The organism is Aureimonas altamirensis, from assembly GCF_023702225.1.
Taxonomy (GTDB): domain Bacteria; phylum Pseudomonadota; class Alphaproteobacteria; order Rhizobiales; family Rhizobiaceae; genus Aureimonas; species Aureimonas altamirensis_B.
The window spans coordinates 16,515-38,554 of sequence record NZ_JAMQCO010000013.1; the positions used below are offsets into that span (position 1 = coordinate 16,515).

General features: G+C 63.9%; 25 protein-coding genes. 13 read left to right on the forward strand and 12 right to left on the reverse strand.

All coding sequences use genetic code 11. From position 1 onward, the window contains the following. Nucleotides 1-172: 172 nt before the first annotated feature. From NDN16_RS18360 to NDN16_RS18375, 4 genes are all read left to right on the forward strand, one after another. A complete protein-coding gene (locus tag NDN16_RS18360; protein ID WP_251114912.1) occupies nt 173-445 on the forward strand; it encodes a hypothetical protein in 273 nt (90 codons plus the stop codon). A gap of 82 nt (nt 446-527) precedes the next feature. Next, nucleotides 528-830, forward strand: a complete 303-nt coding sequence (locus NDN16_RS18365; protein WP_251114913.1) for a type II toxin-antitoxin system RelE/ParE family toxin — start codon at nt 528-530, stop codon at nt 828-830. After that, the gene (locus NDN16_RS18370) at nt 824-1,138 is read left to right on the forward strand and encodes an addiction module antidote protein (RefSeq protein WP_251114914.1); all 315 of its coding nucleotides are present in this window, start codon (nt 824-826) and stop codon (nt 1,136-1,138) included. Before NDN16_RS18365 ends, NDN16_RS18370 begins: the two co-directional genes overlap by 7 nt. A 37-nt stretch (nt 1,139-1,175) precedes the next feature. Further along, nucleotides 1,176-1,478, forward strand: a complete 303-nt coding sequence (locus NDN16_RS18375; protein ID WP_251114915.1) for a DUF7673 family protein — start codon at nt 1,176-1,178, stop codon at nt 1,476-1,478. A gap of 156 nt (nt 1,479-1,634) precedes the next feature. On the opposite strand, the gene NDN16_RS18380 is transcribed toward NDN16_RS18375, so the two are convergent. Next, entirely contained in the window at nt 1,635-2,273 is a 639-nt protein-coding gene (locus NDN16_RS18380; protein ID WP_251114916.1) for a DUF6891 domain-containing protein, read from the reverse strand. A gap of 192 nt (nt 2,274-2,465) precedes the next feature. Here NDN16_RS18380 and NDN16_RS18385 point away from each other — a divergent pair, with 192 nt between their 5' ends. Further along, nucleotides 2,466-2,945 (forward strand): hypothetical protein, encoded by a 480-nt coding sequence (locus NDN16_RS18385; RefSeq protein WP_251114917.1) that lies wholly within the window; start codon nt 2,466-2,468, stop codon nt 2,943-2,945. Nucleotides 2,946-3,612: 667 nt separating this feature from the next. Here the strand turns inward: NDN16_RS18385 and NDN16_RS18390 are convergent. Continuing rightward, nucleotides 3,613-3,876: a hypothetical protein gene (locus NDN16_RS18390; RefSeq protein WP_251114918.1), complete on the reverse strand. Its 264-nt coding sequence runs from the start codon at nt 3,874-3,876 to the stop codon at nt 3,613-3,615. 478 nt (nt 3,877-4,354) lie between these two features. Between NDN16_RS18390 and NDN16_RS18395 the strand changes: the two genes are divergently transcribed. Next, nucleotides 4,355-4,531: a trans-acting factor B gene (locus NDN16_RS18395; protein ID WP_251114919.1), complete on the forward strand. Its 177-nt coding sequence runs from the start codon at nt 4,355-4,357 to the stop codon at nt 4,529-4,531. Between the two features lie 43 nt (nt 4,532-4,574). Here the strand turns inward: NDN16_RS18395 and NDN16_RS18400 are convergent, their stop codons facing one another. Continuing rightward, nucleotides 4,575-5,069, reverse strand: coding sequence for a DUF2726 domain-containing protein (locus tag NDN16_RS18400; protein ID WP_251114920.1), 495 nt, complete (start codon nt 5,067-5,069; stop codon nt 4,575-4,577). A gap of 209 nt (nt 5,070-5,278) precedes the next feature. Next, nucleotides 5,279-5,725, reverse strand: coding sequence for a thermonuclease family protein (locus NDN16_RS18405; RefSeq protein WP_251114921.1), 447 nt, complete (start codon nt 5,723-5,725; stop codon nt 5,279-5,281). Nucleotides 5,726-6,220: 495 nt separating this feature from the next. On the opposite strand from NDN16_RS18405, the gene NDN16_RS18410 reads away from it, so the two are divergent. The 7 genes from NDN16_RS18410 to NDN16_RS18440 all read left to right on the forward strand — a co-directional run bounded on the left by NDN16_RS18410 (nt 6,221) and on the right by NDN16_RS18440 (nt 13,138). Beyond that, nucleotides 6,221-6,580 carry a DUF736 domain-containing protein gene (locus NDN16_RS18410; RefSeq protein WP_251114922.1) on the forward strand — a complete coding sequence of 120 codons (360 nt, stop codon included), beginning with the start codon at nt 6,221-6,223 and terminating at the stop codon, nt 6,578-6,580. A 53-nt stretch (nt 6,581-6,633) separates the two neighbouring features. Continuing rightward, nucleotides 6,634-8,649 carry a ParB/RepB/Spo0J family partition protein gene (locus NDN16_RS18415; protein WP_251114923.1) on the forward strand — a complete coding sequence of 672 codons (2,016 nt, stop codon included), beginning with the start codon at nt 6,634-6,636 and terminating at the stop codon, nt 8,647-8,649. Between the two features lie 235 nt (nt 8,650-8,884). Further along, on the forward strand, nt 8,885-9,640 hold the full coding sequence (locus NDN16_RS18420) for a ParA family protein (RefSeq protein WP_251114924.1): 756 nt from the start codon (nt 8,885-8,887) through the stop codon (nt 9,638-9,640). Further along, complete coding sequence (locus tag NDN16_RS18425; protein ID WP_251114925.1) at nt 9,637-10,794, forward strand: ParB/RepB/Spo0J family partition protein; 1,158 nt, start codon at nt 9,637-9,639, stop codon at nt 10,792-10,794. Before NDN16_RS18420 ends, NDN16_RS18425 begins: the two co-directional genes overlap by 4 nt. A 64-nt stretch (nt 10,795-10,858) precedes the next feature. Beyond that, complete coding sequence (locus NDN16_RS18430) at nt 10,859-11,134, forward strand: hypothetical protein (RefSeq protein ID WP_251114926.1); 276 nt, start codon at nt 10,859-10,861, stop codon at nt 11,132-11,134. Nucleotides 11,135-11,466: 332 nt separating this feature from the next. After that, complete coding sequence (gene mobC, locus NDN16_RS21150; RefSeq protein ID WP_251114927.1) at nt 11,467-12,006, forward strand: plasmid mobilization relaxosome protein MobC; 540 nt, start codon at nt 11,467-11,469, stop codon at nt 12,004-12,006. Beyond that, nucleotides 11,996-13,138, forward strand: coding sequence for a relaxase/mobilization nuclease domain-containing protein (locus NDN16_RS18440; RefSeq protein WP_251114928.1), 1,143 nt, complete (start codon nt 11,996-11,998; stop codon nt 13,136-13,138). The genes mobC and NDN16_RS18440 overlap by 11 nt, the downstream gene beginning before the upstream one ends. Before the next feature lie 56 nt (nt 13,139-13,194). Here NDN16_RS18440 and NDN16_RS18445 read toward each other — a convergent pair whose 3' ends face one another. The 8 genes from NDN16_RS18445 to NDN16_RS18480 all read right to left on the reverse strand — a co-directional run bounded on the left by NDN16_RS18445 (nt 13,195) and on the right by NDN16_RS18480 (nt 22,039). Further along, nucleotides 13,195-14,742 carry an LPD7 domain-containing protein gene (locus tag NDN16_RS18445; protein WP_251114929.1) on the reverse strand — a complete coding sequence of 516 codons (1,548 nt, stop codon included), beginning with the start codon at nt 14,740-14,742 and terminating at the stop codon, nt 13,195-13,197. Nucleotides 14,743-14,763: 21 nt separating this feature from the next. Beyond that, complete coding sequence (locus NDN16_RS18450) at nt 14,764-16,947, reverse strand: type IV secretory system conjugative DNA transfer family protein (RefSeq protein ID WP_251114930.1); 2,184 nt, start codon at nt 16,945-16,947, stop codon at nt 14,764-14,766. 17 nt (nt 16,948-16,964) lie between these two features. Continuing rightward, nucleotides 16,965-17,924 carry a P-type DNA transfer ATPase VirB11 gene (virB11, locus tag NDN16_RS18455; protein WP_251114931.1) on the reverse strand — a complete coding sequence of 320 codons (960 nt, stop codon included), beginning with the start codon at nt 17,922-17,924 and terminating at the stop codon, nt 16,965-16,967. 67 nt (nt 17,925-17,991) lie between these two features. After that, entirely contained in the window at nt 17,992-19,272 is a 1,281-nt protein-coding gene (gene virB10 / locus NDN16_RS18460) for a type IV secretion system protein VirB10 (protein ID WP_251114932.1), read from the reverse strand. Next, nucleotides 19,269-20,141, reverse strand: a complete 873-nt coding sequence (virB9, locus tag NDN16_RS18465) for a P-type conjugative transfer protein VirB9 (RefSeq protein ID WP_251114933.1) — start codon at nt 20,139-20,141, stop codon at nt 19,269-19,271. The genes virB10 and virB9 overlap by 4 nt, the downstream gene beginning before the upstream one ends. Further along, on the reverse strand, nt 20,138-20,809 hold the full coding sequence (locus NDN16_RS18470; protein WP_251114934.1) for a virB8 family protein: 672 nt from the start codon (nt 20,807-20,809) through the stop codon (nt 20,138-20,140). Before NDN16_RS18470 ends, virB9 begins: the two co-directional genes overlap by 4 nt. 11 nt (nt 20,810-20,820) lie before the next feature. Next, nucleotides 20,821-21,105 carry a hypothetical protein gene (locus NDN16_RS18475; RefSeq protein WP_251114935.1) on the reverse strand — a complete coding sequence of 95 codons (285 nt, stop codon included), beginning with the start codon at nt 21,103-21,105 and terminating at the stop codon, nt 20,821-20,823. Between the two features lie 4 nt (nt 21,106-21,109). After that, nucleotides 21,110-22,039, reverse strand: a complete 930-nt coding sequence (locus tag NDN16_RS18480) for a type IV secretion system protein (protein WP_251114936.1) — start codon at nt 22,037-22,039, stop codon at nt 21,110-21,112. Nucleotide 22,040: the final 1 nt, after the last annotated feature.

Sequence of the window (22,040 nt, forward strand, 5' to 3'; positions counted from 1 at the left end):
ACGGCCGAGGCCGCGAACCTTCCGATTTTCGCCGTCGCCGACCCCGTGACAGTCCCGGACCCGGCACTCGGGGGTCTTCACCCCCCTCCCTTCGCTCCGGTGAATGACAGGAGGTCATTCACCGGCACGAACGCCGGGGCCTCGCCCACAGGCGATGAAGGAGTCCCCGCCGATGACCGAAGCCCTTAGCCTTTCCCTCGACGTTGGAACCATCATGACCGCCAAGCGCAGCCCGAACGACACCCGCGAGGACTTCTTCCAGATCACCCGCATCGTCAGCCGCGCCACCGTGGAACTGCGTCAGATCGTGGTGGACCAAAACGGCAACCCCGTCGCCAGCGCCTTCGTCGCCCCGCCCTTCACAACACCCGTTGCGGTCGAGATCCAACCCGACCGTCAGGGCGTCGTGTGGGGCAACCCGTCCGACTGGAGCGCGGCCCTTTGACAGGCGGTCGCGCCTTGCGCGCAACGCCGCCGCCTTCACGCGACGGCGTTGCCGTCGTGTCGCCTATAGGCTACACTATGCCATGAAGCTCGTTTTGCATCCAGTATTCGAGAAATGGCTGTCGGACCTTCGGGACCGGCAGTCCCGCAGCCGCATCCTGACGCGCCTTTCGCATGTCCAGGAAGGAAACTTTGGGGATCACAAGAGTGTCGGAGACGGCGTGTCGGAACTGCGCTTCGCCTTCGGCCCCGGCTACCGGGTCTACTACACCCGGCGCGGAAACGTCGTCGTCATCATGCTTTGCGGCGGCGACAAGGGCAGCCAGCAGAGCGACATTCGCAAGGCCAAGGCATTGGCCGCAGAGTTGGAGGACGGAACATGGTGAAGGTCAGCGACCTCAAAGAATACGACCCCGCCGACTTCCTCGAAACGGCCGAGGATCGCGCGAGCTTCATCACGGCCGCATTCGAGGATGGCGACCCCGTTATCATCCGCAAGGCGCTCGGAGCCGTCGCGCGATCCATAGGAATGAAGGACATCGCGGAAGCCGCGAACCTGAACCGGGAAAGCCTCTATCGCTCGCTTGGCGAGAACGGCAATCCGGAACTGGCGACTATCCTCAAACTCATGAAGGCGATGGGCCTGACGCTTGCCGCCAACCCGACCGACCAGACCCTTGCGAAGGCGGGATGACCGGATCGAGCCGCAACCGGCCAAGGAGACAGACCCCATGACACCGCAAGAGCGCGCCGCCGTGGAACGGCTGATCGAACTGGCGAAGAGCGACACCGGACAGGCCCGACGCGCGGCCGACTTCCTGCTCGCATGGTGGAACGCCACTGACCTTGGCGGCTTCAACCCGATCGACGCGGGCAACGTCGACGAGGCGATTGCCGAGGACATGATGACGGTCTTCGCCTTCGTCGCTCGCGCCCCGAGCCCGGTCTATCCCGACGAGTACGAGCGCGACATCAGGACCCTGATTCAGCGATGGCGACCGGACGTATGGGCGCGCTCGCAGGAGACCGCCTGAACACGACGACAGCAGGAAGGGGCCGCAAGGCCCCTTTTCCGCGTCTGCCGGATCGCGGCCGAGGGGTCCAGTCACCGCGCTTCGAGCGCGCCGCCTGGACCATGAGGGGCGCCCCGCGCCCCGCCCCTCACATTCCCCGCCCACCCGTCGCCTCGATCACGCATCGACCGGAGAACGCTTCTGCCAGTCAAGCGGTACGAGGATCCGCGTATGGGCGTCACCGTTCCATTGGGGTCGCAGCCCGTTCCGCTCGACGGTCGCGACCGTCTCGCGCGCAACCGTCAGAGGCACGCCCGCCTCCTCCGTGAAACTGCCGAATGCAAGGTAGATGCCCTCGCCCTCAACAGCCTTGTCCACGTCCTGCGCGTGATAAAACACAAAGCCGCGCGATGGCTCGCCGGCGTCCTGTCGCTGCCGGTGGAGTTCGTAAGCTTCGGTCACGCCCTCTGACCGGGTGTTGCCGGGACAGTGCAGGGCGAGAATGCCGGACGCTTCCAGCTCGTCGAAGGCGCGCGACAACCGGTCGAAATCCGTTGCGGGAGGCCATGCGGCCTCCTCCTCGCGCTTGTCAGCGAAGACGCGCGAAACCTCCGCGCCGATCCAGCGCGCATCGTCGGGGCTGATCGTGTCGGGCTCTAGATACTCCTCGCGCAGCGCCTCGAAGGCCGCATCTTCGGTGTGGAATCCACCCTTCGCCCAAAGCGCGATGCGCCTGGTCGCGTCGGATCGGTCCACCGGCTTATAGCCGCCGGCGGACGTGTCCTGGCCGAAAAGCCTGCGCAGGAAATCGAGCATTCACAAAGCCTCCTCGCCGTTGTCGAGGGGAGAGCTTGGACCGAACCCGCTGGAAGGACCACCCGCGCCGGTTCGTCAGCAGGAGAAAGGTTAAGGCCCTCTTAACCATGCTGTGTAACCCTGTCGGGACGGTCGCTCGCCTGTTCCATGGAACGGGACGCGACCCCCAACGAACCGCAGGGGTTACAGGCCATGACGACACTTTCCCTTGGACAGGCAGCCAAGCTCGCCGGTGTCGGCAAGACGACCATTTCGCGCGCGATCACAGCAGGGCGCTTGAGTGCCATGCGCAAGGACGATGGCGGTTATGCCATCGACCCCGCCGAGCTTGGCCGCGTTTACGAGCTGGATGCGGCGAGACTCGAGCGGACCCCCGAGCCGGACAATGACGACGGTCACGACGACGGTCACGCGGAACGAGGCGAGACCCTTGCGGAACGCATCGAACGCGAGAGCGAGATCCGCATCCTCACCGCGCAGATCGAGGCGCTGCGTGAACTGATCGCCGGCGAGAAGGCGCGCCGCGAGGCGGCCGAGGCCGATCGCGACCGCTGGGCGCAACAGGCCGAACGGGTCGCGGGCCTCCTGCCGCCACCGTCGCCGGTGACGCCTTCGGCACCGCCCGTTCGGCAAGGCTTCTTGGCCTCGCTGTTCTCGCGCCGCGCTGCGTAGGCGACGGGTTCACATTTCGAGCGGCGCCGAGACCCCGGCGCCGACCTTGGACTTATCCAGTCCGAAGGACCGCCCCGCGCCCTCGCGGGAGCGCAGGCGAGACCGAACGCGCTTCCCATAGCGCCGTAGAGAGGTCGAGCCTGTGGGTAAGTCCGACACCGCTGCCGGCATCCGTCCAGATCGCACCGGGCGCGACGGTCGCGCTCCTGTTGCGTGGAACGACACGCGACCCCTGAAACCCTGCGCGGAACGCTCCGTCGCGGGAAGAGGGCAGGGCACGCCTTGGGCGCGACATCTGACCGGTCGACGAGCGGTCCGCTCGTCGCCTTACCCCTGTCTGTTGATCGCCCAAGCGCCCGCGCCCGTGCCTGTCTAGGGGCAAGCGCGCGTCCCGCGCGTCGGATCGGCTCACGCCTCATCGAACAAAATCGGCTTTCACGGCCAGGGCCGCGAACCTTCCGATTTTACCCGCTGCCGACCCCATAGACAGCCCCGAACCCGGCCACTCGGGGGTCTTCGCCCCCCTCCCTTCGCTCCGGTGAATGTCAGGGCAGACATTCACCGGCACGAACGCCGGGGGCCTCGCCCACTGGCGATAGGAGGCAACAGCCATGGCTCGCAAACCCGCGCGTCGTCCCGCATCGGACACCCCCCGCATCGACGTCTATCAGCGCGTCACCGACAAGATCGTGGCCCAGGTCGAGGCGGGCGCGCGCCCGCCGCATCGATGGCCGAGAAGGCGGCGACGTTCCTTCACAGCTTGCAGCCCGGATATGTCGCACCCGGCGAGGCCGAGGGGGAAGGGGAGGGGGAGCCGCAGAAGCTTGCGGCCTGAACCATGGGTGGCGCTCGCAAATCGTGAGCGCCACCAGCCCCCACCGGAGGCGTTCAGCCGCCATGCCGGCATCGAGCCGGCATGGCGACGCTCCATGTGGAGCCTTCCGGCCCCGTGGGGGCCTCGCGCGCTGCGCTTGCAGATGAGGACGTGCGCCAGGCGCACGGCGTTTGATCGCCCCGCGTCAGCGGGGCTTTTTGCTGCTCCATGTCATCCCCCTTGTCCGGAGGCCCAAGGGTCAGCTTGACCGCGAAGCGGCCTCATCGGTGCGACCCTGCCAGCGAGCGAATGCGGCGGCCAGTGCGGGCGAGACCGGCGGCTCTCACCGCCCCTTTGAGGCGTCAGCGTCGTTCATTCACAGGTCAGAATGCCCCTCGGCCGCGTCGCTGCAACGTTTGGCAGGGAGAATTTTCCCCGCCCGCAAGCGGGCTCCTCGCGGCCGCGGCTGCGCCGCTCCAAAATTCCCCCTGCCAAACGTCCTCCGCTGCGCTCCGGCCCTGCGGGTGCAACGCCGCTCAACGCCGAGGGGCACCTTTGACCTGCGAACGACGCAGACACCTCAAAGGAGCTACCGATGAAAACCACCTTCAAGTTTCTCGCCCGCACTGGCCGCCGCATCCGCTCTTACGTTGGCAAGCTCATCAAGCCCCTCGCTAAGAACGGCCGCTTCACGGTCAAGCTGACCCTCTCCGTCCCGCTCTTCGCCAAGGTCGAGATCGGCGCGGAATGGAGCAGCAAGAAGCCCCGCTGACGCGGGGCGCCGGGGCCTAACGGCCCCGGCTTCGGCCGCGACATCAGGCCGTCGCGCTCGAAGTCGCAAGTCGCGCCGCCACGTTGTCCGGTGTCGGCTGCGGCTTCGATGGTATCCGAACGATCCGATAGTGCCCTTTCGAAAGGAGCCGGTCTCGATCGGCGTCCTTGCGGACGTCGTGGGACGCATCGTCGAACTCGATAATCGTCTCGACACAGCCTGTCTCCGGATCGATCACGACGAAATCGACGACCTTCTGACTGATCCTGTTCTGAACCGCATGCAAGGCTTTCCGGTCCAGTCCGCGCGTTGGCTTCAGGAGAGCGCCCATCGCAATCTGACAGTTCACATGATGGCGCGGGAAATGGTTTCGCAGGATCGTCAACAGGTTGAGTTCAGCCAGCGTAAGAAATACTCGCCGTTCCAATGAGGCGTGAGTCTTGCGTTGCCGTCCGAACAGCTCGACAGCCGCCACGAGAACGAACGCGACGAAAGCAACGATCAGGAGTGTGTTGTTCATATCGAGGGTGTCGAACATGAAATCCCGTTCCGATTGTTACGTGGTTCTATCAATAGCCTCATGGGTGAATGAGCATCTGTCTTATGGCGGGGAACGTCGGGCGGCCCCTTCGGGCCGGGCTCTACTCGCTGCGCTCCCCGAGCCCTGCGGGTCTCGGCCCTTCGGGTAACGATCCCTGCCGCCTCCAGGCCGCTCACGCGACCTTGCGCGCTCCGCTTGCCGGATCCTCACCGGGCGTAATGACCGCCCGAGTAGCGGGGCCAATCGACGGCATGGCCGCCGCGAACCAGTTCGGTGGCAACGTCCTGCCCGTTTACAAAACACGTCGCCACGACTCGGTTGTAGCTCGTCGGGTCGGATCGACCATCACAGACCGAACCACTCCCGACGCCACGGCAAGAAACCGACCGACCGTCGATCAATCGGCCGAGATAGGCGCCGGCTTCCCTATAGCCGAGCTCGCATTGTTCGGGCGCGTTCACGCCGCAGATGCGAACCGCGCGATCGCCTATGCGAAACGTGTCGCCGTCGGTGATCTGCGTCACGACGCCGGCGAACGTCCCGTCGCCTGTCGATGTCGGCGTGCGGGGTGTGGAGACGCCGGCGCTGCCCTCGATGCCGTTCCAAACCCGGGCCGCCATGTCGGGACCGCCGACCACCAGAGCCAGCAGCACGACCGCGCCGATGCCAAGCCATTGCGTGCGCGAGCGCGAGCGCCAGGACGGCCGCCGCGATCGGCGCCGTCGCCGTCGAAAGAGATCCCGCGCATCTAATCGCATTCGTTCTGTTGCACTTGGTGCTTCGCTTCCATGCTCGAGCCAATAGGTCAGACGCGCCACGGGCGCGACATCTGAATGGTCGACGAGCTGGCCGCTTGTCGTCTTCTTGCCTGTTCGAGGACGCCCACGCGCCCCCGTCCGGGTCGGTCAATGGGCAAGCGCGCGTCCCGCGCGTCGGATCGGCCTTCGGCCTCGCCGGAGAAAATCGGCTTTCAGCCCTGCGCGCCGAACCTTCCGATTTTCACCGTCGCCGACCCCTGACAGTCCCGGCCGCGGTCACTCGGGGGTCTTCGCCCCCCTCCCTTCGCTCCGGTGAATGTCAGGGCAGACATTCACCGGCACGAACGCCGGGGGCCTCGCCCACTGGCGATGAAAAGAGGAACCGAACCCATGTCCAACACCACCAACACCGCGCCCGTCACCAACGCCATTCGCATCGACGGCAAGAGCCTGTCCGGCAACGTCGCAACGCTCGCCTTCGACATCGACGTGACCGGCGCTCCGGTCCAGTCCACCAACGAGAAGGCCCCCAAGTTCCGCCTCTACGCGCAGAGCCCGCGCGGCCGTCGCATCGAGATCGGCGGCCTGTGGGAGAACGAGAACGTCGAGGGCAAGCCGTATTACTCGCTGACCCTCTCCACCGGACACGGGCGGTTCTACGCGAACCTTGGCCGTTATCCCGGTCAGGACGACGACGACCTCTATGCGGTGATCCCCAACGAATACCTCAACGGCGAGCGCCGCCGCTGACCCGCGAGGGTCAGCCATCCTATCCCCACACTTGATTCTTGAAAGGAACGACCATGACCGCGACCACCACGGCACCGGCCAGCGCCACCGCCATCGAGACCATCGCCCTCGCTAAGCTCGCTCCCTCCAAGGAGAACGTGCGGCGCACGAATTCACAGGCCGGGATCGAGAAGCTAGCCGCCAGCATCGAGGCGCACGGCCTGTTGCAGAACCTCACCGTCCGCAAGGGCGCGAAGGGCAAGTTCGAGGTTGTCGCGGGCGCGCGGCGCTTGGGCGCGCTGCGCCATCTGGCGGGGGAGGGGCGGATCGCGAAAGCCTTCCCGGTTCCTTGCCACGTCCTGACCGACGCCAACGACACGGAAATCTCGCTGGCCGAGAACATGATGCGGTCGGCCATGAACGCGGTCGATGAAATCGAGGCGTTCCGCAAGCTCGCAGCGGACGGGATGACGCCGGAGGCCATCGGGGATCGGTTCGGTATCTCGCACATGACCGTGCGCCGCCGCATCAAGCTCGCCCACCTGTCGCCGCGCATCCTCGAAGCTATGCGCGCCGACGAGATTACGCAGCAACAGGCCGAGGCGTTGGCGCTGGCCGACGACCATGCCACGCAGGAAGCGGTGTGGTTCGACGCGCCTTACATGTGGCAGCGCGATCCGCGCCAGCTTCGCGAAACTCTGTCCAAGGAGCAAGTGAAGGGCAATCACCGCTTCGCCCGCTTCGTCGGGGTGGATGCCTACAAGGCGGCAGGGGGAGCGATCATTACCGACCTGTTTTCCGACGAAGGCGATTGCTACCTCTCGGATCGCCCGCTCCTGACTAGGCTCGCCAACGACAAGCTCGCCAGCGCCGCCGAGGAGCAGGGCAAAGGCTGGTCGTGGGTCGAACCCGATCTTGAGGGCAACGCCCATCACCACCACACCGGGCTTCATCGCATCTGGCCGCAGCGCCGCGAGGCGACCGAAGCCGAGGCCGAGGAACTATCCCGGCTTGGAACCGAGTACGACGAGCTGGCCGCGCTGATGGAGGGCGGCAGCGAGGACGAGGGCGCCGAGGAACGCGCCTCGCAGCGCGCCGACGCTATCCAAGACCGCATCGCGGACATCGAGGAGGCCCTGAACGGCTTCGATCCCGTCGAGCAGACATTCGCCGGGTGCATCGTCAGTGTGAACCACAGCGGCGAGCTTTCCGCGTCGGGCGGATGGGTGCGCGAGGAGGATTGGGCGTCGATCCTCGCCCATCGCAATCAGGGCGAGTCCGCTGGTGATGGATCGGCACCGACAGTCGGAAGCGGTTCGCAGGACGAGAGCCCCGACGCGGACGCCGGAACCCTGTCGGCCGCGCTGGTGGAAGAACTGACCGCGATCCGCACCGCCGCGTTGCGGGTGGAAATGATCGACCAACCGCGCATCGCCTTGGCCGCGATCCTGCATCCGCTTCTGGCGAGCCTGTTCTACAGCGGCCTCTATGGCGGCGCTGCCGTGCAGAGCGCGGTCGAGGTGCGCGGCGAGAAGAAGACTCTTGATCCGTGCATCCAGAAGCCGGGATCGCACCGCGCCGTGGTGGAGTGGACCGCACACATAGAGAGCGTGAAGAGCGCGCTTCCCCACGACGCGGCCCTTCTATGGGATTTCCTGTTGGAGAAGGACACCGATACGCTTCTCGCCCTTCTGGCAACGGCCAGCGCCGCGAACACGAACGCGATCCGGTTCCGGCATGAGACCCGCAAGAGCGACCGGACCCGGCAGGGCGACCAGATCGCGGAAGCGGTCGGGCTCGATATGGCGCGCTGGTGGAAGCCCGACGCTGAATTCTTGGAGCGCCTGTCCAAGAAGGCCATGGGGAACGTGATGCGCGGCCTTGCGGTCGCAGAGGACCGTATCGCGTCGATGCAGAAGCTTCTCAAGCATGAGGCCGTGCATCGCACCGAGGCCGAAATCTCGGGGAGCGGGTACATGCCCGAATGCCTCACGGCCCCGCAGCTTGGGACCGACGAGGACAACACCGGCGAGGACCGGGCTGAGGTCGAGGAAGACGAGGGCACCGTCTACGCCGAAGCCGCCGAATGAACGCGAGGCGCGGGGGGAACGGCCCTCCGCGCCTCAACTGGCGGGGGGCATCGGCCCCGCCCCGCCGAGCCCAGGACGCATCGAGCATCCCGGTCTCGGACTTCGCCAACTGGCTCAAACGGCTAGGCCAAATCGCAGGAACCAGTCCCGTCCTGTATCAATCCGTGGCATAGGGTTTCGGCCCGCCGAATTTGCCGTATGCACCGCGACCGATCTGCCAATGAAGGAGTCCGCCATGAAAATCCTGCATGTGACCAATCGCAAGGGCGGCGTCGGCAAAACCACGATCGCGCTTCACGCTGCATGGTATTTTGCCGAAAAACGCCGCGTCCTGTTCATTGACCTCGACGACCAGCGCAATTCGTCCCGCGTCATGCAAGACCACGCCAGCGACATCGTGACTTCGACGCTCCTTGCCGAGCGGGTTCAAGTTCCGGGGCTGGATGCCCCTGGTATCGTGGCGATCACCGCCGACGATGGCGTTAAGAATTTCGCGATGGACGCCAGCGTTGGCATCCCGAACCTGCGCAACAACGTCATCGCCGCCTCGTCGGGTTTCGATATCTGCATTCTCGATGCAGGGCCGAGCGCGTCGGCTCTGAACGTCGGACCGCTTCTGTTCGCCACCCATGCCGTTTCGCCCATCGAGCTTGCAACGTTCTCGCTTGAGGGTGTGACGGCGCTTCTCCAGAGCGTCATCGGCATGAAGCGGGAATACAATCCGAATCTCGAATTTCTGGGGCTGCTGCCGAACAAGTATGTCGCCAACCAGCCCGATCAGAAGGTGGCCCTGAACGAGATTTTCGAAAAGTTGGGCAAGAGCCGAGTGTTCGAAGGCGTAATCTGCCAGCGTCAGGCTTACGCCCGCATCGGGCGAACGCGAGAGCCCGTATGGCTCGATCCGGCGACCGCCTCGCGCGATGCCGGGCGTGAGATACGCGGCGTCATGAAAACGATTGAGGATCGAATCTGGAAAGGAGCAGAGGCGTGAGCAAGGGAAGCAAGGTTTTCGAGGGGATCGACTTCAGCGGTTTCGACGCTCTCGACGAACTCGATGCGGCGAACGCAAAGAAGGCAATGGCTCCAACGAATTTCCTGCCCCTGTCCTCGATTATCGAAGACCCGGACCAGCCGCGCACCGCGTTCGATGACGAGAAATTGGAGGAATTGGCGAACTCAATCCGCGAACGAGGGCTCATTCAGGCGATCACGGTCAAACCGGCCAACGCTGACGGTAAGTATATGATCGTCTCGGGCGCGCGCCGCTTCCGCGCCTCTCGGCTGGCGGGCAAGGACACCGTTCTTGCCGTGATCCGCTCGGAGGCGAGCGACAGCTACGATCAGATGATCGAGAACGTTCAGCGTGAAGCGCTTTCCCATCGGGATACGGCGACGTTCATCCGCGACCAGATGGCGACGGGAGCGAAGAAGTCGGCCATCGCCAAGAGTCTCGGGAAGCCCCCCGCATGGGTGACGGCATATGCCGATTTCTTCGACATGGACCCAGCCATTCAAGACGGTATGGAGGAGTATGGCGCACGCGCGGCCTACGAGCTTCACGCCGCCATGCAGATCGATGCCGATAAGACGCGGGAGTTCATCACAAGCGGGGAGACGGTCACACAGCGGAGCGCCGTCGCCTTCCGCCAGTCGTTGAAAGCGGGACAGGAGGTGCCCGCGCATCTTCAACAGGCGGTCGCGCCAGCCCCGGCGGGTTCGGCTCTTTCCGACGTTGACCCGAACACAAGCAACGATAGCCCTGGCGCGAGGAGCGTGATGCCGCCGCCAGTGGTGCCGGACGACACTGCGCCTGTCTCGGCTACGGCGTCGATCCCCAAGCCGATACCGTCTTCGCAGGAGCCCGCGCGTTCGGCGCCCGACGCATCCGAGGTTTCCGAGAGCGGGCCGGTTTCGCCACAGGAGCCCGTGTCGGTGTCGGCTACCAGCGAGCCGAGGGCGGCGCTTGCCATGCGAGTTCGGGACGGTGATCGTGTCGGGCGGCTTCTTCTGGATCACGAAGCGGGGCAGGGGGGGAGCTTCGGCGTTGTCGCCTTCGACGACGGGGTCGAGGAAGAGGCGAGGCTTTCGGACCTCGTGTTGTTGGAGATTGTCAGAGCAGCCGAAAGTAGAAGCGATGATGCATAGCGTATTCGACGCCCTCGGGGGCAGCGTCCGCTGGTCGGGCCGGATGGCCCTCTATGGAGTCCGCATGGCAGTTTGGACGATCCTCACAGCCCTGCGCCGTCCTATGCAGCTCGTATGCGGGCTGGTGACGTTCAGCGGTTGGATCGGCGGTGTCATCGCCATGCCCGCGTTCCTTGCCTATGCCAATGCGAACCGAGGCAGCGATTTCGGATGGGAAGCGTTCGCGCTGTTCATCGGTGTAGGGCTCGCGATGGGTCTCCTCTCTCCGATCGCCAGCGTCAAATACGACAGCCTGCTCTTCAGGCTTGAGCCGAAGGACCGGGTGACGCTCTACTACTGACCCGCGACCCACCATCGAACGACGACAAAAACCCCGGCCCTCGAAGCCGGGGTTTTTTTTTGTGCGCTTGCCTGCCAACTGGTGAACCCCCGGAGCCGCGCCTGTCCGATCAACGGAGCGGTTCGGGAAGGTGCAAGGGCGAAGAGCGGAGCATCCCTTGCAGCTTTTCGGGCCGGTTCGCAGGCCATGAAGGCGCGTCTTTGGAAGTGAACCCATGGAGAGCGTCCGAAGGAAGGTTTTTATGTTCGAGCATAATTTTACGTGCTATGCATTTCTAGTGCAGGATAGCCGTAGCGACGGAGTTTTGCCAAACTGGTGATGATGGGATCGCGGTGAAACACGTCAGCACGCACATCGATGACGCCCTCGCAGACCGCTTCGCGGCCTTGGCGAAGGCGCATGGCGGCAAGTCCGCCCTACTTCGTCATCTGGTGACGATGGCCGTAGACGGCCCGTCGAGTGCGCCCACCCCGACGCTTCCCGCCGCCGAAGGCGCGGTCAGCCACCTGTCGGTGCGGCTTTCCCAAAGCGAGGTCGAAGCGGTCCGAAAGGCTGCGGTGGCGCGCGGCATGAAGCCCGCGCAGTGGCTCCGATCCGTGGTCCGGGTCCGTCTCGGGGGCGGGACGCAATACAGTGCCGAGGAGCTTCACCAGCTCCGGGCGCTGACCGTTCAGGTTCGCAAGGTCGGCGTGAACCTCAACCAGATTGCGCGTTCGGTGAACGAGGCTCGGCTAGAGCGATCCTCTTTCACCGTGGACGCGAAGGCTCTTGAGAAGGCGCGGGCCGAGGTCGAGCGCGCCATCGGCGTCCTTCATACGATGGCGCAGGGCAACGTTCGTTCGTGGGAAGGGGATAGCGACGATGGCGAATGATGCGAAGGTCCGCGCGCTCTACGAAGACTTCTATCGGGGCTTCGGCGTCTCGGCCGCCTGGACGCCGCCAGCGAAAATGCGTCTCTACCGAGACCAGTTTCCCGCTGTCATGCAGCAGATGCGGCAGTCCAAGGCCGCGACGGCGAAGCTCGCTCGCATCGTGTCTAAGACGCCGGAGGTGATGGTGAAGGTGTCCGGCCGGACCTACGGGAGCGACCATCTTGGCGAGCATATGAACTATATCACCCGCAACGGGAAGGTCGCGGCCGAGACCGAATACGGGATGATGAAGGGGAAGGAGGCCGTGCGCGACCTCCACGCGGACTGGACCGACGACGAGAAGATCTACGGCAACCAGCGCAACGTGCGACAGGCGCCGCTTTCGGTGAATATGGTCCTGTCCATGCCTCCGGGTTCGGATCGTGAGCGGTTCAGGAACGCCGTCCGCGATTTCGTAGACCGGGAAATTCGCCCTCGCTCGGAAGCCATGGTCGCCTTCCATGACGACACGAAGCATCCGCACGCGCACGTCACCGTGCGCGGCCGACAGCACAACGGACGGGCCTTCAACCCCGGCAAGCCGGTCCTTGAACGCTACCGCGAGCAATTCGCATCCGCGTTGCGCGAACGCGGAATCGAGGCCGAGGCGACGCCGCGCTTCGCGCGCGGACGAACGACCAAGGCCGAACGGCAGTCCATGCGCCACATGCGAGCGCGCGGTGTCACTCCACGCAACACCGAAAACGCCTTGCGGGAAGCGCTGGGGGAGGCCCAAAAGGAGCGAGCAGGCCGACAGAAAGGGAATGCATCACAAAACCAGCAGCCGCGCCCATGGAAGCAAGCGGTGGTAGACCGACAGGCTGGTGTTCAAGCGGTCTATCAGATGGCCGCTCGTGAGCTCACTCGGAGTCCAAGTCGAGCCGAACAAGGTCTGGCCGTCGCGACTGCCGTATATGCACAAAAGCTCGAGCGTCCCGAACTGCGGCACGACATCATGAAGAACACGATCCACCGACGGCTGGATGAGCGCGAGGCGGCGCAACGAAACCTAAATTTGAGGCCGGAACAGGATCGGAGTGTGCCACAACGGGACAGTGAGCGGACGGGGGACCGAAAACGCGAGCGGCCCTGATGAAGATCAGGGCCGCTCGCGATGATCGGTGTTGAAGGACGGTTGCCGCTTTGCGGCTACCGTTCGCGGCCGCGATCCTGTTGCCGCTCGCGAGCGCGATCAAGTTCACGGTCGCGATCACGTTCCAAATCGGATCGCGCTTCGCGCTGGCCCCGTTCAATCTGTGAGCGATCATCGTCCCGGCCGCGATCGGCACCGCGCTCCTGCTCGTTGGGGGAACGCTCCCGCGTTTCCTCAACTCGCACCTTCGGAAAATCGTGGCCAGAGGCCACGGCATTCCCAATGCGAGCGCGGGCCATGTTCATGACCCGATCAACCGCAACTGGATCGTTTCCGAGCTTCGCGCGAACCTTCCGTTCCACATAAGCTTCCATCGAGGCGGCACCGCGGAGACCGGGATCGCTGGCTGCAGCGGCCCGACCCTGCGCCATATATTCCTTCGCGCGAGCTTCGTTCGCGTAAACGCCTTCGGTTACGGCCGCGTCGCGGCCCGCGCCGACGTGGAGTGCCTGGTCGCGTGCATCGACCATGTTTTCCGCTTTGGCCCCGACCGCCTGTATGCGTTGCTCGCGATCAGCCGCTCCGGGCGTCTCGCGCTCGTTCACGACTTTCTGGCTTTCCTGTTCAAGATCCTCGCGGGTGCGCGACACATCAGCCTCCCATGAACGGCGATTGACTTGTTGTTCGACACGCTGGAGCTGGCCGTCGACCTCGCGGATCACCGACTTGCTGACTTGCTCCATGCCGGTTTCGCGCAAGCGCACCTGATCGCCCTCACGGGCGCCAGCTTGCATCATGGCGTTCGGGATGCCGACGCCCCATGCCGTATGTTCGCGGCCCTGCGCATCGCGCAGCACCGCGTAGGGCGAGGGATCGGCATCGGGGCCGTCGCGATAGGGACGAGAGCCCTGTTCGATTAAGACGCCTTCGATTCCGGCCTTATAGTCTGCCTGACGTTGCCGCTCCGGCTCGTCGGGCGACTGGCGCGTGTCAGGGCCGTCCCGCGTAGCGTTCAAAGTCCTCGCCGGCTCGCCAGCTTCACGGGACACTGCCGGCGAAATCTCGTTGCGCAGGTGCGCTTGCTCGCGTTTCTTAAGCTCCTGCAGGTCAAGTTCGTTCGGCCTGTAACCTTTGACCTCGATCCCGCGCGCTTGGCCTTCCAGCCAGGTCTCACGCCGAAACTCGTCCGATCCCTTCGCAGTGATGCTCGACCAGCCGCGATGGGCGGCGGTGTCGAGCATCATTTTCACACACTGCGGATCATCGACTTTCGTGCGAAGGCGGTTCTCGGACGCTTGGAAAATCTCGCGCGAGCCCCTGGAATCCGCGTAGACGTGTTGCTCGCCTACATGATCCTTCCGGCAATAGTACCGCTTGGTGATTTCGTCGGGCAGGGAATGCGGATCGCGCTGTTCGGTAGGCGCGGGAGCCGCGTCCCTCGAAGCCGCGTCTGGTAGCACGTCGCGGGAGAGGTCGCGGTCGATGTCGCCGAAGGCCTCCGCAAGAACCCTTTGGTCGCGTTCGGCTACGGGTGCGTCGCGTGGTTCGGGGGGAATCTCGCGAAGAGGGGGCCGAGCGTTGTCGTTGTCGTCGTCATCGATCATGGCCGGGTCTCCGGTTCAAGTTCACGAGGGTACGCCGTCAGCGCTCTTAGCTGGCGCTCGTTTCGGTGCAGCCGCACCTTTCGCAGTCGGCTTCGCGGGTTTCGTGGACGCTGTAGGTTTAGCGCGGGGTTTTGCCGTGGCCGTCGCCTTCGTCTCGACCACGTCTGCCTTCGTGGCAGTTGGCGCTTTCTTGCGTTTCACAACCTTGGCAGGGGCAACGATTGGCCCACCGAGGCTGATTTCGTTGACTGCCTCCTCCGGCTGACCGCCTGCGGGCCTCTCCGGCGGAACGGTGATGGCCTTATCGAGAAATGAGATTGTTTCCGCTTCGACGGCCTCACGAAACTGATCGGGATCGCCTTCGCTGACATCGATTTTTTTGAAGTCTGCCCCAAGGTCCTTATCGATCGTGAGGTGCCAGGTCTGCCCGTCTGTACCGTCTGCGACCTGTGTCGGCGCCGAAATCTCTTCAGTGGACGGGTCTCGAACAACCAGCTCCTCGATCCGCTTTGCGTAGCTTCGGACCTGCGATTGCAGTGACTCGATTTCCGCTCGATCCGGGGTGAGAGACGGCTGGACAACAGGCGGCGGCAGGAGCCGCTTCTTGAAGACCGGATCCTTGAAATAGAGGATTTTCTTGGCCTTCAGCGGTGGCATCTGACCCTTGAGGATATAGGCATCCTCATAGGGCGTCAGGGTGAGTTCCTGCGGCAGCATCAGCGCGCGTTGCTGGTCGGAGGTCGATTCCGAGCGGTGGCGCTTCGAGAAGCCGAGATTGCGGGATCGCGATGTGCGCGACACCGTGTCGAAGCCGAAGCGCTCGCTCAATTCCTTGGCGACAGCCAAATCTTTCGGCGTGAACACGACCTCCACGCCGTGGTTGGTGATGAAGTTGGCCGCGTCGTCAGGGCCGTACACGGCGCGGAGCTGGGCCGGAGACTGGACGATCGTCACGATGCGGAAGCCGTAGCCGGCAAGAAAGGCCACCCCCTTGCTGATGACCTCGACATTGCCGAGCGCGCGAAACTCGTCGAGCATGAGCATGACCTGATGCTTGAACGTGGCGTCCTGTTCGGCGACGAGGCGAGAGTTGAGGTCGACCGCCTGTTGGAAGAACAGGTTCAGGAGTGGCGCGAGGCGGTTGAGGTTGTCCGGGGTCACGCCGAGGTAGATCGAGATCGGTTGCCGGCGCAGCTCGCGCAGGTCGAAATCGTTGGCACTGGTCGCATAGTCGACCCGTGGATTGAGCCACAGGTTCAGCTTCGACGTAAGGGTGCTGCGGATGCTCTGCAGCGCCTTGTCGCTGTTCGACAGAAAGTCGGTCAGGGCCGTGCAACACTGCTGCGAGAGGGCTCGCGGCGTGTCCCTTCGCGCGGCGATGATGGCAAAGAAATGATCGGCCAGTTTGGGCGAAGCACTCGTTTGGCGCAGAACCTCTCCGATCGTGAAGGGGAGATCGTCAGTCTCGGCGATGTAGCCAGCGATCCCTATGAACGCGGTTCGCGCCGAGTCCGTCCAGAAGGGATCACCCGAGCGCGCATCGGACGGGAAGAGCATATTCGCGATGCGTTGGAGATCGTCATAGAGTTCGGTCGTGTTGGAACGGTTCACATAGCCGAGCGGGTTGTAACGGGCCGTGCGCCCCTCTGCATCGAGGGGATCGAACAGATGGACGCTTTGGCCTGCACTCTGGCGGAAACCAGCGGTGATTTCCCAATTCTCTTTCTTCACATCGAGGACGATCGTCGACCCTGGCCAGTTGAGGAGGTTCGGGATGACAATACCGACGCCCTTGCCGCCGCGTGTCGGCGCGCTGACGAACACATGCTCTTGGCCGCCGAAGTTTAGATAGCGGCCACCGAATTTGCCGAGGATCAGGCCTCCGCGTGAGCGAAGGCCTGCCTTCTTGACCTCGCTTTCGGTCGCCCAGCGCGCTTCACCGAAGAGGCTTTGCCGATTACGCGCGTTCCAGATGCCGAGGACGGCAAGGACGGCCGCGCCGCCAACAAGCATCGACGCCAGACGCGCAGCCGTCGCCGCGCGTTCGTTGGCGCCGGTGAGCATCGGCCAGACCGTCAGTGTGTGAATCTGGCCGTCGTGGGCGCCGTAGAAGAGGAGAGAAAGGTTCGATGCGAGCACCACGCCCAGGGCGGCTATCAGGAGCGCGCCGAGCGCCCATAGGCCGTACTTCAGTCCGTCAGGCATGAGTCCCCCGCTTGGTCCTAGATCCCTTGCTGACGCTTCTTTTCGGGATCGAAATAGACTTCTGTGATCCGACGCTTGCCGTCGGGCATCTTTTTGATCTGCACGACGATATCGACGAGCATCACCAAGAGCGCCCGGATGTCGTCGCGGTCGATCTGCGCGCCACCTTCGGACTCCTTCACAAGGAGCGTCAGTTGCTCGAAGGCGAGCATGGCCGAGTCCGCGTGAACCGTCGTGATCGAGCCGGGATGGCCGCTGTTGGCGTTGCGAAGGTAAAAGAAGGCCGTTCCGTCGCGCAACTCCTGGAGGAGGATGCGATCCGGTCGCATACGCAGGCAGCTTTCGAGAAGCTGCTTCGGCCCTGCCACCGACTGGCCTTGCCCGTCTTTGGAGTAGAGCAGGCGAACATGGTTCGGCGCTGGCACCTCGAGCTCAAGCGCGTCCTCGATCGTGACGATGCGTTCGTGATCGGGAATGCACCGGATCAAGCTTTTCGAGAACGTCGTCTTTCCCGAGCCCGTCGCGCCGCTGATGATGATGTTTTTGCGAGCCTTAACGGCCTGGTCGAAGAACACCGGCCAGTCGCCAGCGTTGTAGAGCGTGAGCAGGCGTTCGTCGCTTTCGCTCAATTTCCCGGCCGAGGTCTGAACCTCCTCGAACAGCCCCGCCGATCGGAGATCGCCAAGGCTCAACGACACGTCCGAAGGCTTGCGGATCGTGATCGAGATCGTCCCGTCCGGCACCGCCGGCGGGACGACGATCTGGCACCGCTCCCCACCGGGGAGGGTGGCCGACAGGACCGGCTTCTGCTTGGTGATTTCCTGCCGCGTGAAGCTCGCCACCAACCGGGCGAAGCCGTTCACAAGCCCATCGGCCGAGAGCTTCGGATCGTCGATCTGGTGGCGTTGCCAGCCGTCGCGACCCTCGCACCAGATTTCGTTCGGGCGGTTGATGCAGAGTTCCGTCAGCCCGTCCATGTCGAGGAAGGGCTGAATCGGCTGCATCCACGACAGCAGCGGAGCGGTGTTCGACATTCCGCCCCGGCTACTTCGTTATCATCGGCTGTGAGAAATTGTTGCCGCTGATGGTCCGGTCAAAAATCTGGTTGCGTGTCTCGATCGCGCGCAGATCGTACACGTCGCCGAAGTCGAGATCGCGAGCCACGAAAATCGCGACCTGTTCGCCCTGGTTCTTGTAGAGCGTCGGGCGAATGTTGATCGAGTTCTCCAACGCGATCGAGGCGGCATCGCGGGTCGCGCGTTCCGTCTCGTTCGTTTGGAAACCACCGCCGCCGCGTCCACCACCGCCGTCGAGCTGGTCGAAGGCGTAGGCCGAGGCGTCGCCGACGATCGACATGAGGATGGCACCCCCGAAGCGCTCCCAAAACTTATTGTCGATCCGCCCGTCGAAGCCGGCGCGGCCGAGACCGTCCGTCGCGGTGCTCGCCATATTCACAATGACGCCGGTTGGGGTGCGAGCACGGTTCCAGAGCACGAAAATGCGCTTCTGGCCGCGCTGAAGGTTTGCCTCGTACTCGCCGACGATGACCGTCCCGCGCTCCATAAGGACGACCTGTCCGCTGGCGCTAAGAACGTCACGTTGGACGGTGCACGAGACCATGCCGGGAACGTCGCTCGACATAGCCGTTTGCAGGACGCAGGGGATCGAAGTGCCCTGCGGCACCACCATGTGCAGGTCGGGGATAACCGAGGCCCGAACGCCCTCCAAGGGCGTCGTCTCGAGCCGGTCGCGCAAGCGCGACAAGTCTTGCTGACCGCCGCCGCCGATCAGACCAGCCAGCTCCGGCGGGAGATCAACGGAGAAGTCCTGACCGCCGCCTTGGCCCTGCCCTTGCCCTTGTCCGCCGCCCTGGCCGCCGCGCTGCTGTTGCTGCGGGTTGGAGCTGAAGGCGATGACCGGCGCGCCGAACGTCGCGTCGAGATCTTCATCGATCGCGGGAATGGCTGTCGGCTGTTGTTGTGGCTGTGGCGTTGGTTCGGTGAAGTCGAGCGGTTGGACCGGCTCCTCTGGTGGCGTGATCGTGGTCGGCGTGAACGGGACGGCAGGTCCGATCCGGGTTCGCGTGACCTGCTCTTCATCCGACCCGTTGCCGCGATCCCAAGTGAGCCAGAGAAAGCCGAGGCCGCCAAGGATTAGAAGGACGAGGACGGCGGCGCGACCGATCGTGTTGTTGCCGCCCTTATCGTCGGAAACGTCGGTGACGCCTTGGCCGCGCTCGCCGACGACGGTTTCGGGCTGCGGCTGGCTCGCGGTGTCAGCGGGCCCTGGTGTCTCGGCCGTCTTCGTCTCGTCGGTCTGGCTCATCGATCACTCCCCCTCGGAGCGGGTTGCACGACGCGCTGAACGGAAGCCGACGTCGTTCCGGTCCCAGGGTTCACACCTACGGGATCGTACGCCTCGTTGAAGATGCACAGGACGTCGCCACCACGCCGGAGGCGGATTTCCTGCGCGACGGTATGGACGACGACGAACTGACCCCCGCGACGGGCGTCCCATGGGATCAGCGTTTCGCTGCCATCGCTCTGAACGATGTAGATGGCCGGCACCTCACGGTTGCCGGCAAAATGCAACGTCGTGACCTTCCCGTCGTCGTAGACGCTATCGGGTTGCAGACCTCGCGACCCTTGCGCGGAGTACCGGTAGTTGCGGGCGCCGAACTGCTGGTGGACAGACAGCGCCGTGTCGACGAGCTGGTTGTTGGCGGCCGCGCTTTGCGCGGCTTGCCGAAGCGCGGCCTCGCGCTGGCGCGCATTGGCATCGTCAGTCGGATAGTTGAAGCGGACCACGAAATAAGCGTCCGTCGAGGTCACGTCGCCGTCCACGGCGCGAAGCTCGAACTGGTAGACCCGGCGCTCGCCGGTCTCACGGATCGTCACGACTTGAAGGTTCGTCGGCGGATTGCGCAGGCGCGGCTTGAGGAACAGGATGTTCCTCGCCGGCGCCGTTTCCCAGGACGCGCTATCCCCGATCGCGATGTGTGCGATTTCCTCTGTCGCAGCGAACTCGATTTGCGTGGATGCACGGTAGCGGCCGATGACCTTAATCACGTCGCTCGCGGTGTAATTCACGACCCGGATTCGACTGTCGCGTTGCAGAGCGGACGGGATTTCGAGCGCTTGCGCGACAACGGCTGAGCCGAGAAGGAGGGTGATTGCCAGCACGAACGACTTCATTGGACCACCTCCGGATCGACGCGATACTCTGTGACGGCGAACGCGATCGGATTGATGAGCCGCTGTTGCCAGGTCAGCCGCTCATTCGGCAGAACCTCGTAGACGACGGTCGCGATGTTGTACTGCTCGCGGGAACTGGCCTCGTACTGCGCGATCTGCACGAACCGCACGGTCGCCACGCCTTCGCTGTTGAGCTGGATCGACCGAATTTCGACGCGGACCGTTCCGTTCGGGCCGTAGATCGTCTGTGGCGAGTCCGGGTTGTTGCCGGAGATCCAGCGATTGTAGGCGTCGGAGACGTTGCCCGTGGACATCGTGACGACGGTCCGATGGTTATCCGTCACCGTGGCGCGTGAATAGCTTTCCCGGGCCGTGACGTACTTCGCCAAGAAATAGCGAACCTGCGCCTCATCGAGCGTTACCGGGCCATCGCGGAGAAGCTGCGCAGCCTCCGTAATGCCGTTCCCGGTGTCGACGCGAACGATGAAAGGCTCGATCCGCTGGAGCGGAACGAGCATGGCGACCGCGGCAACAGATGCGATCGCGAGTAAGCTGGAAATGGTGGCAACCGTCCATGCGAGACGCTTGGAGCGGATGGCGGAACGCAATTCGTCCTGCTCCCAACGACGGGAGCGGTCGAAATATTCCTTCAGGTCTTCGGACTTCACAAACGCCATCCCTACACACACGCCCGTTCGGACGCGGCGATGTTCCATTCAGGTTCAACGACGCCGGACACTGCGCCGAGCGCAGAGTCGGGGCGCGGCGTTGGGATCGGGCCGAACTGCATGACCGTTGCAGGTGCGGAAGGCTCACCTTCGCTCCACGCCCACAGGTCTGCATTCAAGGGCCGGCGATCGTTGCCGGAGCATTTGGGAAGGCCGCGGTTCTCGATCGACGCGCAGCCGGCGAGGACAGTCATGATGAGAGCCGGAGCGACGGCATATCGAATGATGCGGGACACTGGACTACCTGTTGGGAGTGATTGAGCCGCCTCGCAGGGCGGCAGCAGCGGTCCCGGCGCCGGGAACTTTCATGGCGGCGTTGATGGCTGCCTGAGCAATGCCGCTACCGAGAGCGAGACCACCGCCAGATAGGCGTGCGGCAATGCTCGGGAGCTGGAGGCCGAGGTAAAGGGTGAGGGCGAAGAGACCTGCCAAGCGGATTGCCAGCACGAAATCTTCGTACCAAGCCGACGCCTCAGCACTATCGATGAACTCCTGCAGGAGGGAGATCATCATCCCGATCAACGCGATGGCGAGGACCTGCAGCAGCACGAAATTCGCGGCGGCAGCCAACCACGAGGAGAAGAAGGGTTGCGTGACCCGAAAGAGGAGAAGCGCGATGAAGAGGGGCCCGAGGACCAGGACCAGAGCGAGCGCCACCTTGCCGAAGATGTAGATGGCCAAGAGGACCATCGATACGATGATGGCGAGGGCCATGTAGAAGGCTGCCACGAGATAGGGGTACCAATCTCGCCAAGAGCCCTCGGCCGCGATGTCTTCCGAAATTTGAATCGACCGATTGATAATCTCGTCGAAGGCGCTGCCGCTGGTGATGCCGCTGCTATCCATAGACCCGCCGCTCATACCCCCGACCGCGGCGCCAATGCCTTCGGGAAGCTGAACGAAAAACAGGTCAGTGACGTAGGTGTTGTAGGTGTCTACCTCGTTCACAATCAGTACGATGATACTGATTTTTATGATGTTTATGACGAAATCCGAAATCGGGGCGCGAACATAGCCAAGCAGGATCATAATCCCGAAGATCACGATGTAGAGGGCGGCTGCGGCGGTCAGGGGACCCTGAACCGCCTGTGCGACGCTGTTGGAACCTTCGTTGATATACCCTTGAAGAGGGTCAACGAATGAACTGATAACGCTGCTCGCGACCGACATG

Bases quoted from the DNA above. Each gene is read 5' to 3' on its own strand.
- NDN16_RS18400 (WP_251114920.1), bottom strand. From the start codon at position 5,069: ATGTTCGACACCCTCGATATGAACAACACACTCCTGATCGTTGCTTTC.
- NDN16_RS18420 (WP_251114924.1), top strand. From the start codon at position 8,885: ATGAAAATCCTGCATGTGACCAATCGCAAGGGCGGCGTCGGCAAAACC.
- NDN16_RS18365 (WP_251114913.1), top strand. From the start codon at position 528: ATGAAGCTCGTTTTGCATCCAGTATTCGAGAAATGGCTGTCGGACCTT.
- NDN16_RS18445 (WP_251114929.1), bottom strand. From the start codon at position 14,742: ATGATCGATGACGACGACAACGACAACGCTCGGCCCCCTCTTCGCGAG.
- NDN16_RS18380 (WP_251114916.1), bottom strand. From the start codon at position 2,273: ATGCTCGATTTCCTGCGCAGGCTTTTCGGCCAGGACACGTCCGCCGGC.
- NDN16_RS18415 (WP_251114923.1), top strand. From the start codon at position 6,634: ATGACCGCGACCACCACGGCACCGGCCAGCGCCACCGCCATCGAGACC.
- NDN16_RS18395 (WP_251114919.1), top strand. From the start codon at position 4,355: ATGAAAACCACCTTCAAGTTTCTCGCCCGCACTGGCCGCCGCATCCGC.
- virB10 (WP_251114932.1), bottom strand. From the start codon at position 19,272: ATGAGCCAGACCGACGAGACGAAGACGGCCGAGACACCAGGGCCCGCT.
- virB9 (WP_251114933.1), bottom strand. From the start codon at position 20,141: ATGAAGTCGTTCGTGCTGGCAATCACCCTCCTTCTCGGCTCAGCCGTT.
- NDN16_RS18480 (WP_251114936.1), bottom strand. From the start codon at position 22,039: ATGTCGGTCGCGAGCAGCGTTATCAGTTCATTCGTTGACCCTCTTCAA.
- NDN16_RS18430 (WP_251114926.1), top strand. From the start codon at position 10,859: ATGGCAGTTTGGACGATCCTCACAGCCCTGCGCCGTCCTATGCAGCTC.
- NDN16_RS18370 (WP_251114914.1), top strand. From the start codon at position 824: ATGGTGAAGGTCAGCGACCTCAAAGAATACGACCCCGCCGACTTCCTC.
- NDN16_RS18390 (WP_251114918.1), bottom strand. From the start codon at position 3,876: ATGGAGCGTCGCCATGCCGGCTCGATGCCGGCATGGCGGCTGAACGCC.
- virB11 (WP_251114931.1), bottom strand. From the start codon at position 17,924: ATGGACGGGCTGACGGAACTCTGCATCAACCGCCCGAACGAAATCTGG.
- NDN16_RS18440 (WP_251114928.1), top strand. From the start codon at position 11,996: ATGGCGAATGATGCGAAGGTCCGCGCGCTCTACGAAGACTTCTATCGG.
- NDN16_RS18360 (WP_251114912.1), top strand. From the start codon at position 173: ATGACCGAAGCCCTTAGCCTTTCCCTCGACGTTGGAACCATCATGACC.
- NDN16_RS18410 (WP_251114922.1), top strand. From the start codon at position 6,221: ATGTCCAACACCACCAACACCGCGCCCGTCACCAACGCCATTCGCATC.
- NDN16_RS18375 (WP_251114915.1), top strand. From the start codon at position 1,176: ATGACACCGCAAGAGCGCGCCGCCGTGGAACGGCTGATCGAACTGGCG.
- NDN16_RS18450 (WP_251114930.1), bottom strand. From the start codon at position 16,947: ATGCCTGACGGACTGAAGTACGGCCTATGGGCGCTCGGCGCGCTCCTG.
- NDN16_RS18385 (WP_251114917.1), top strand. From the start codon at position 2,466: ATGACGACACTTTCCCTTGGACAGGCAGCCAAGCTCGCCGGTGTCGGC.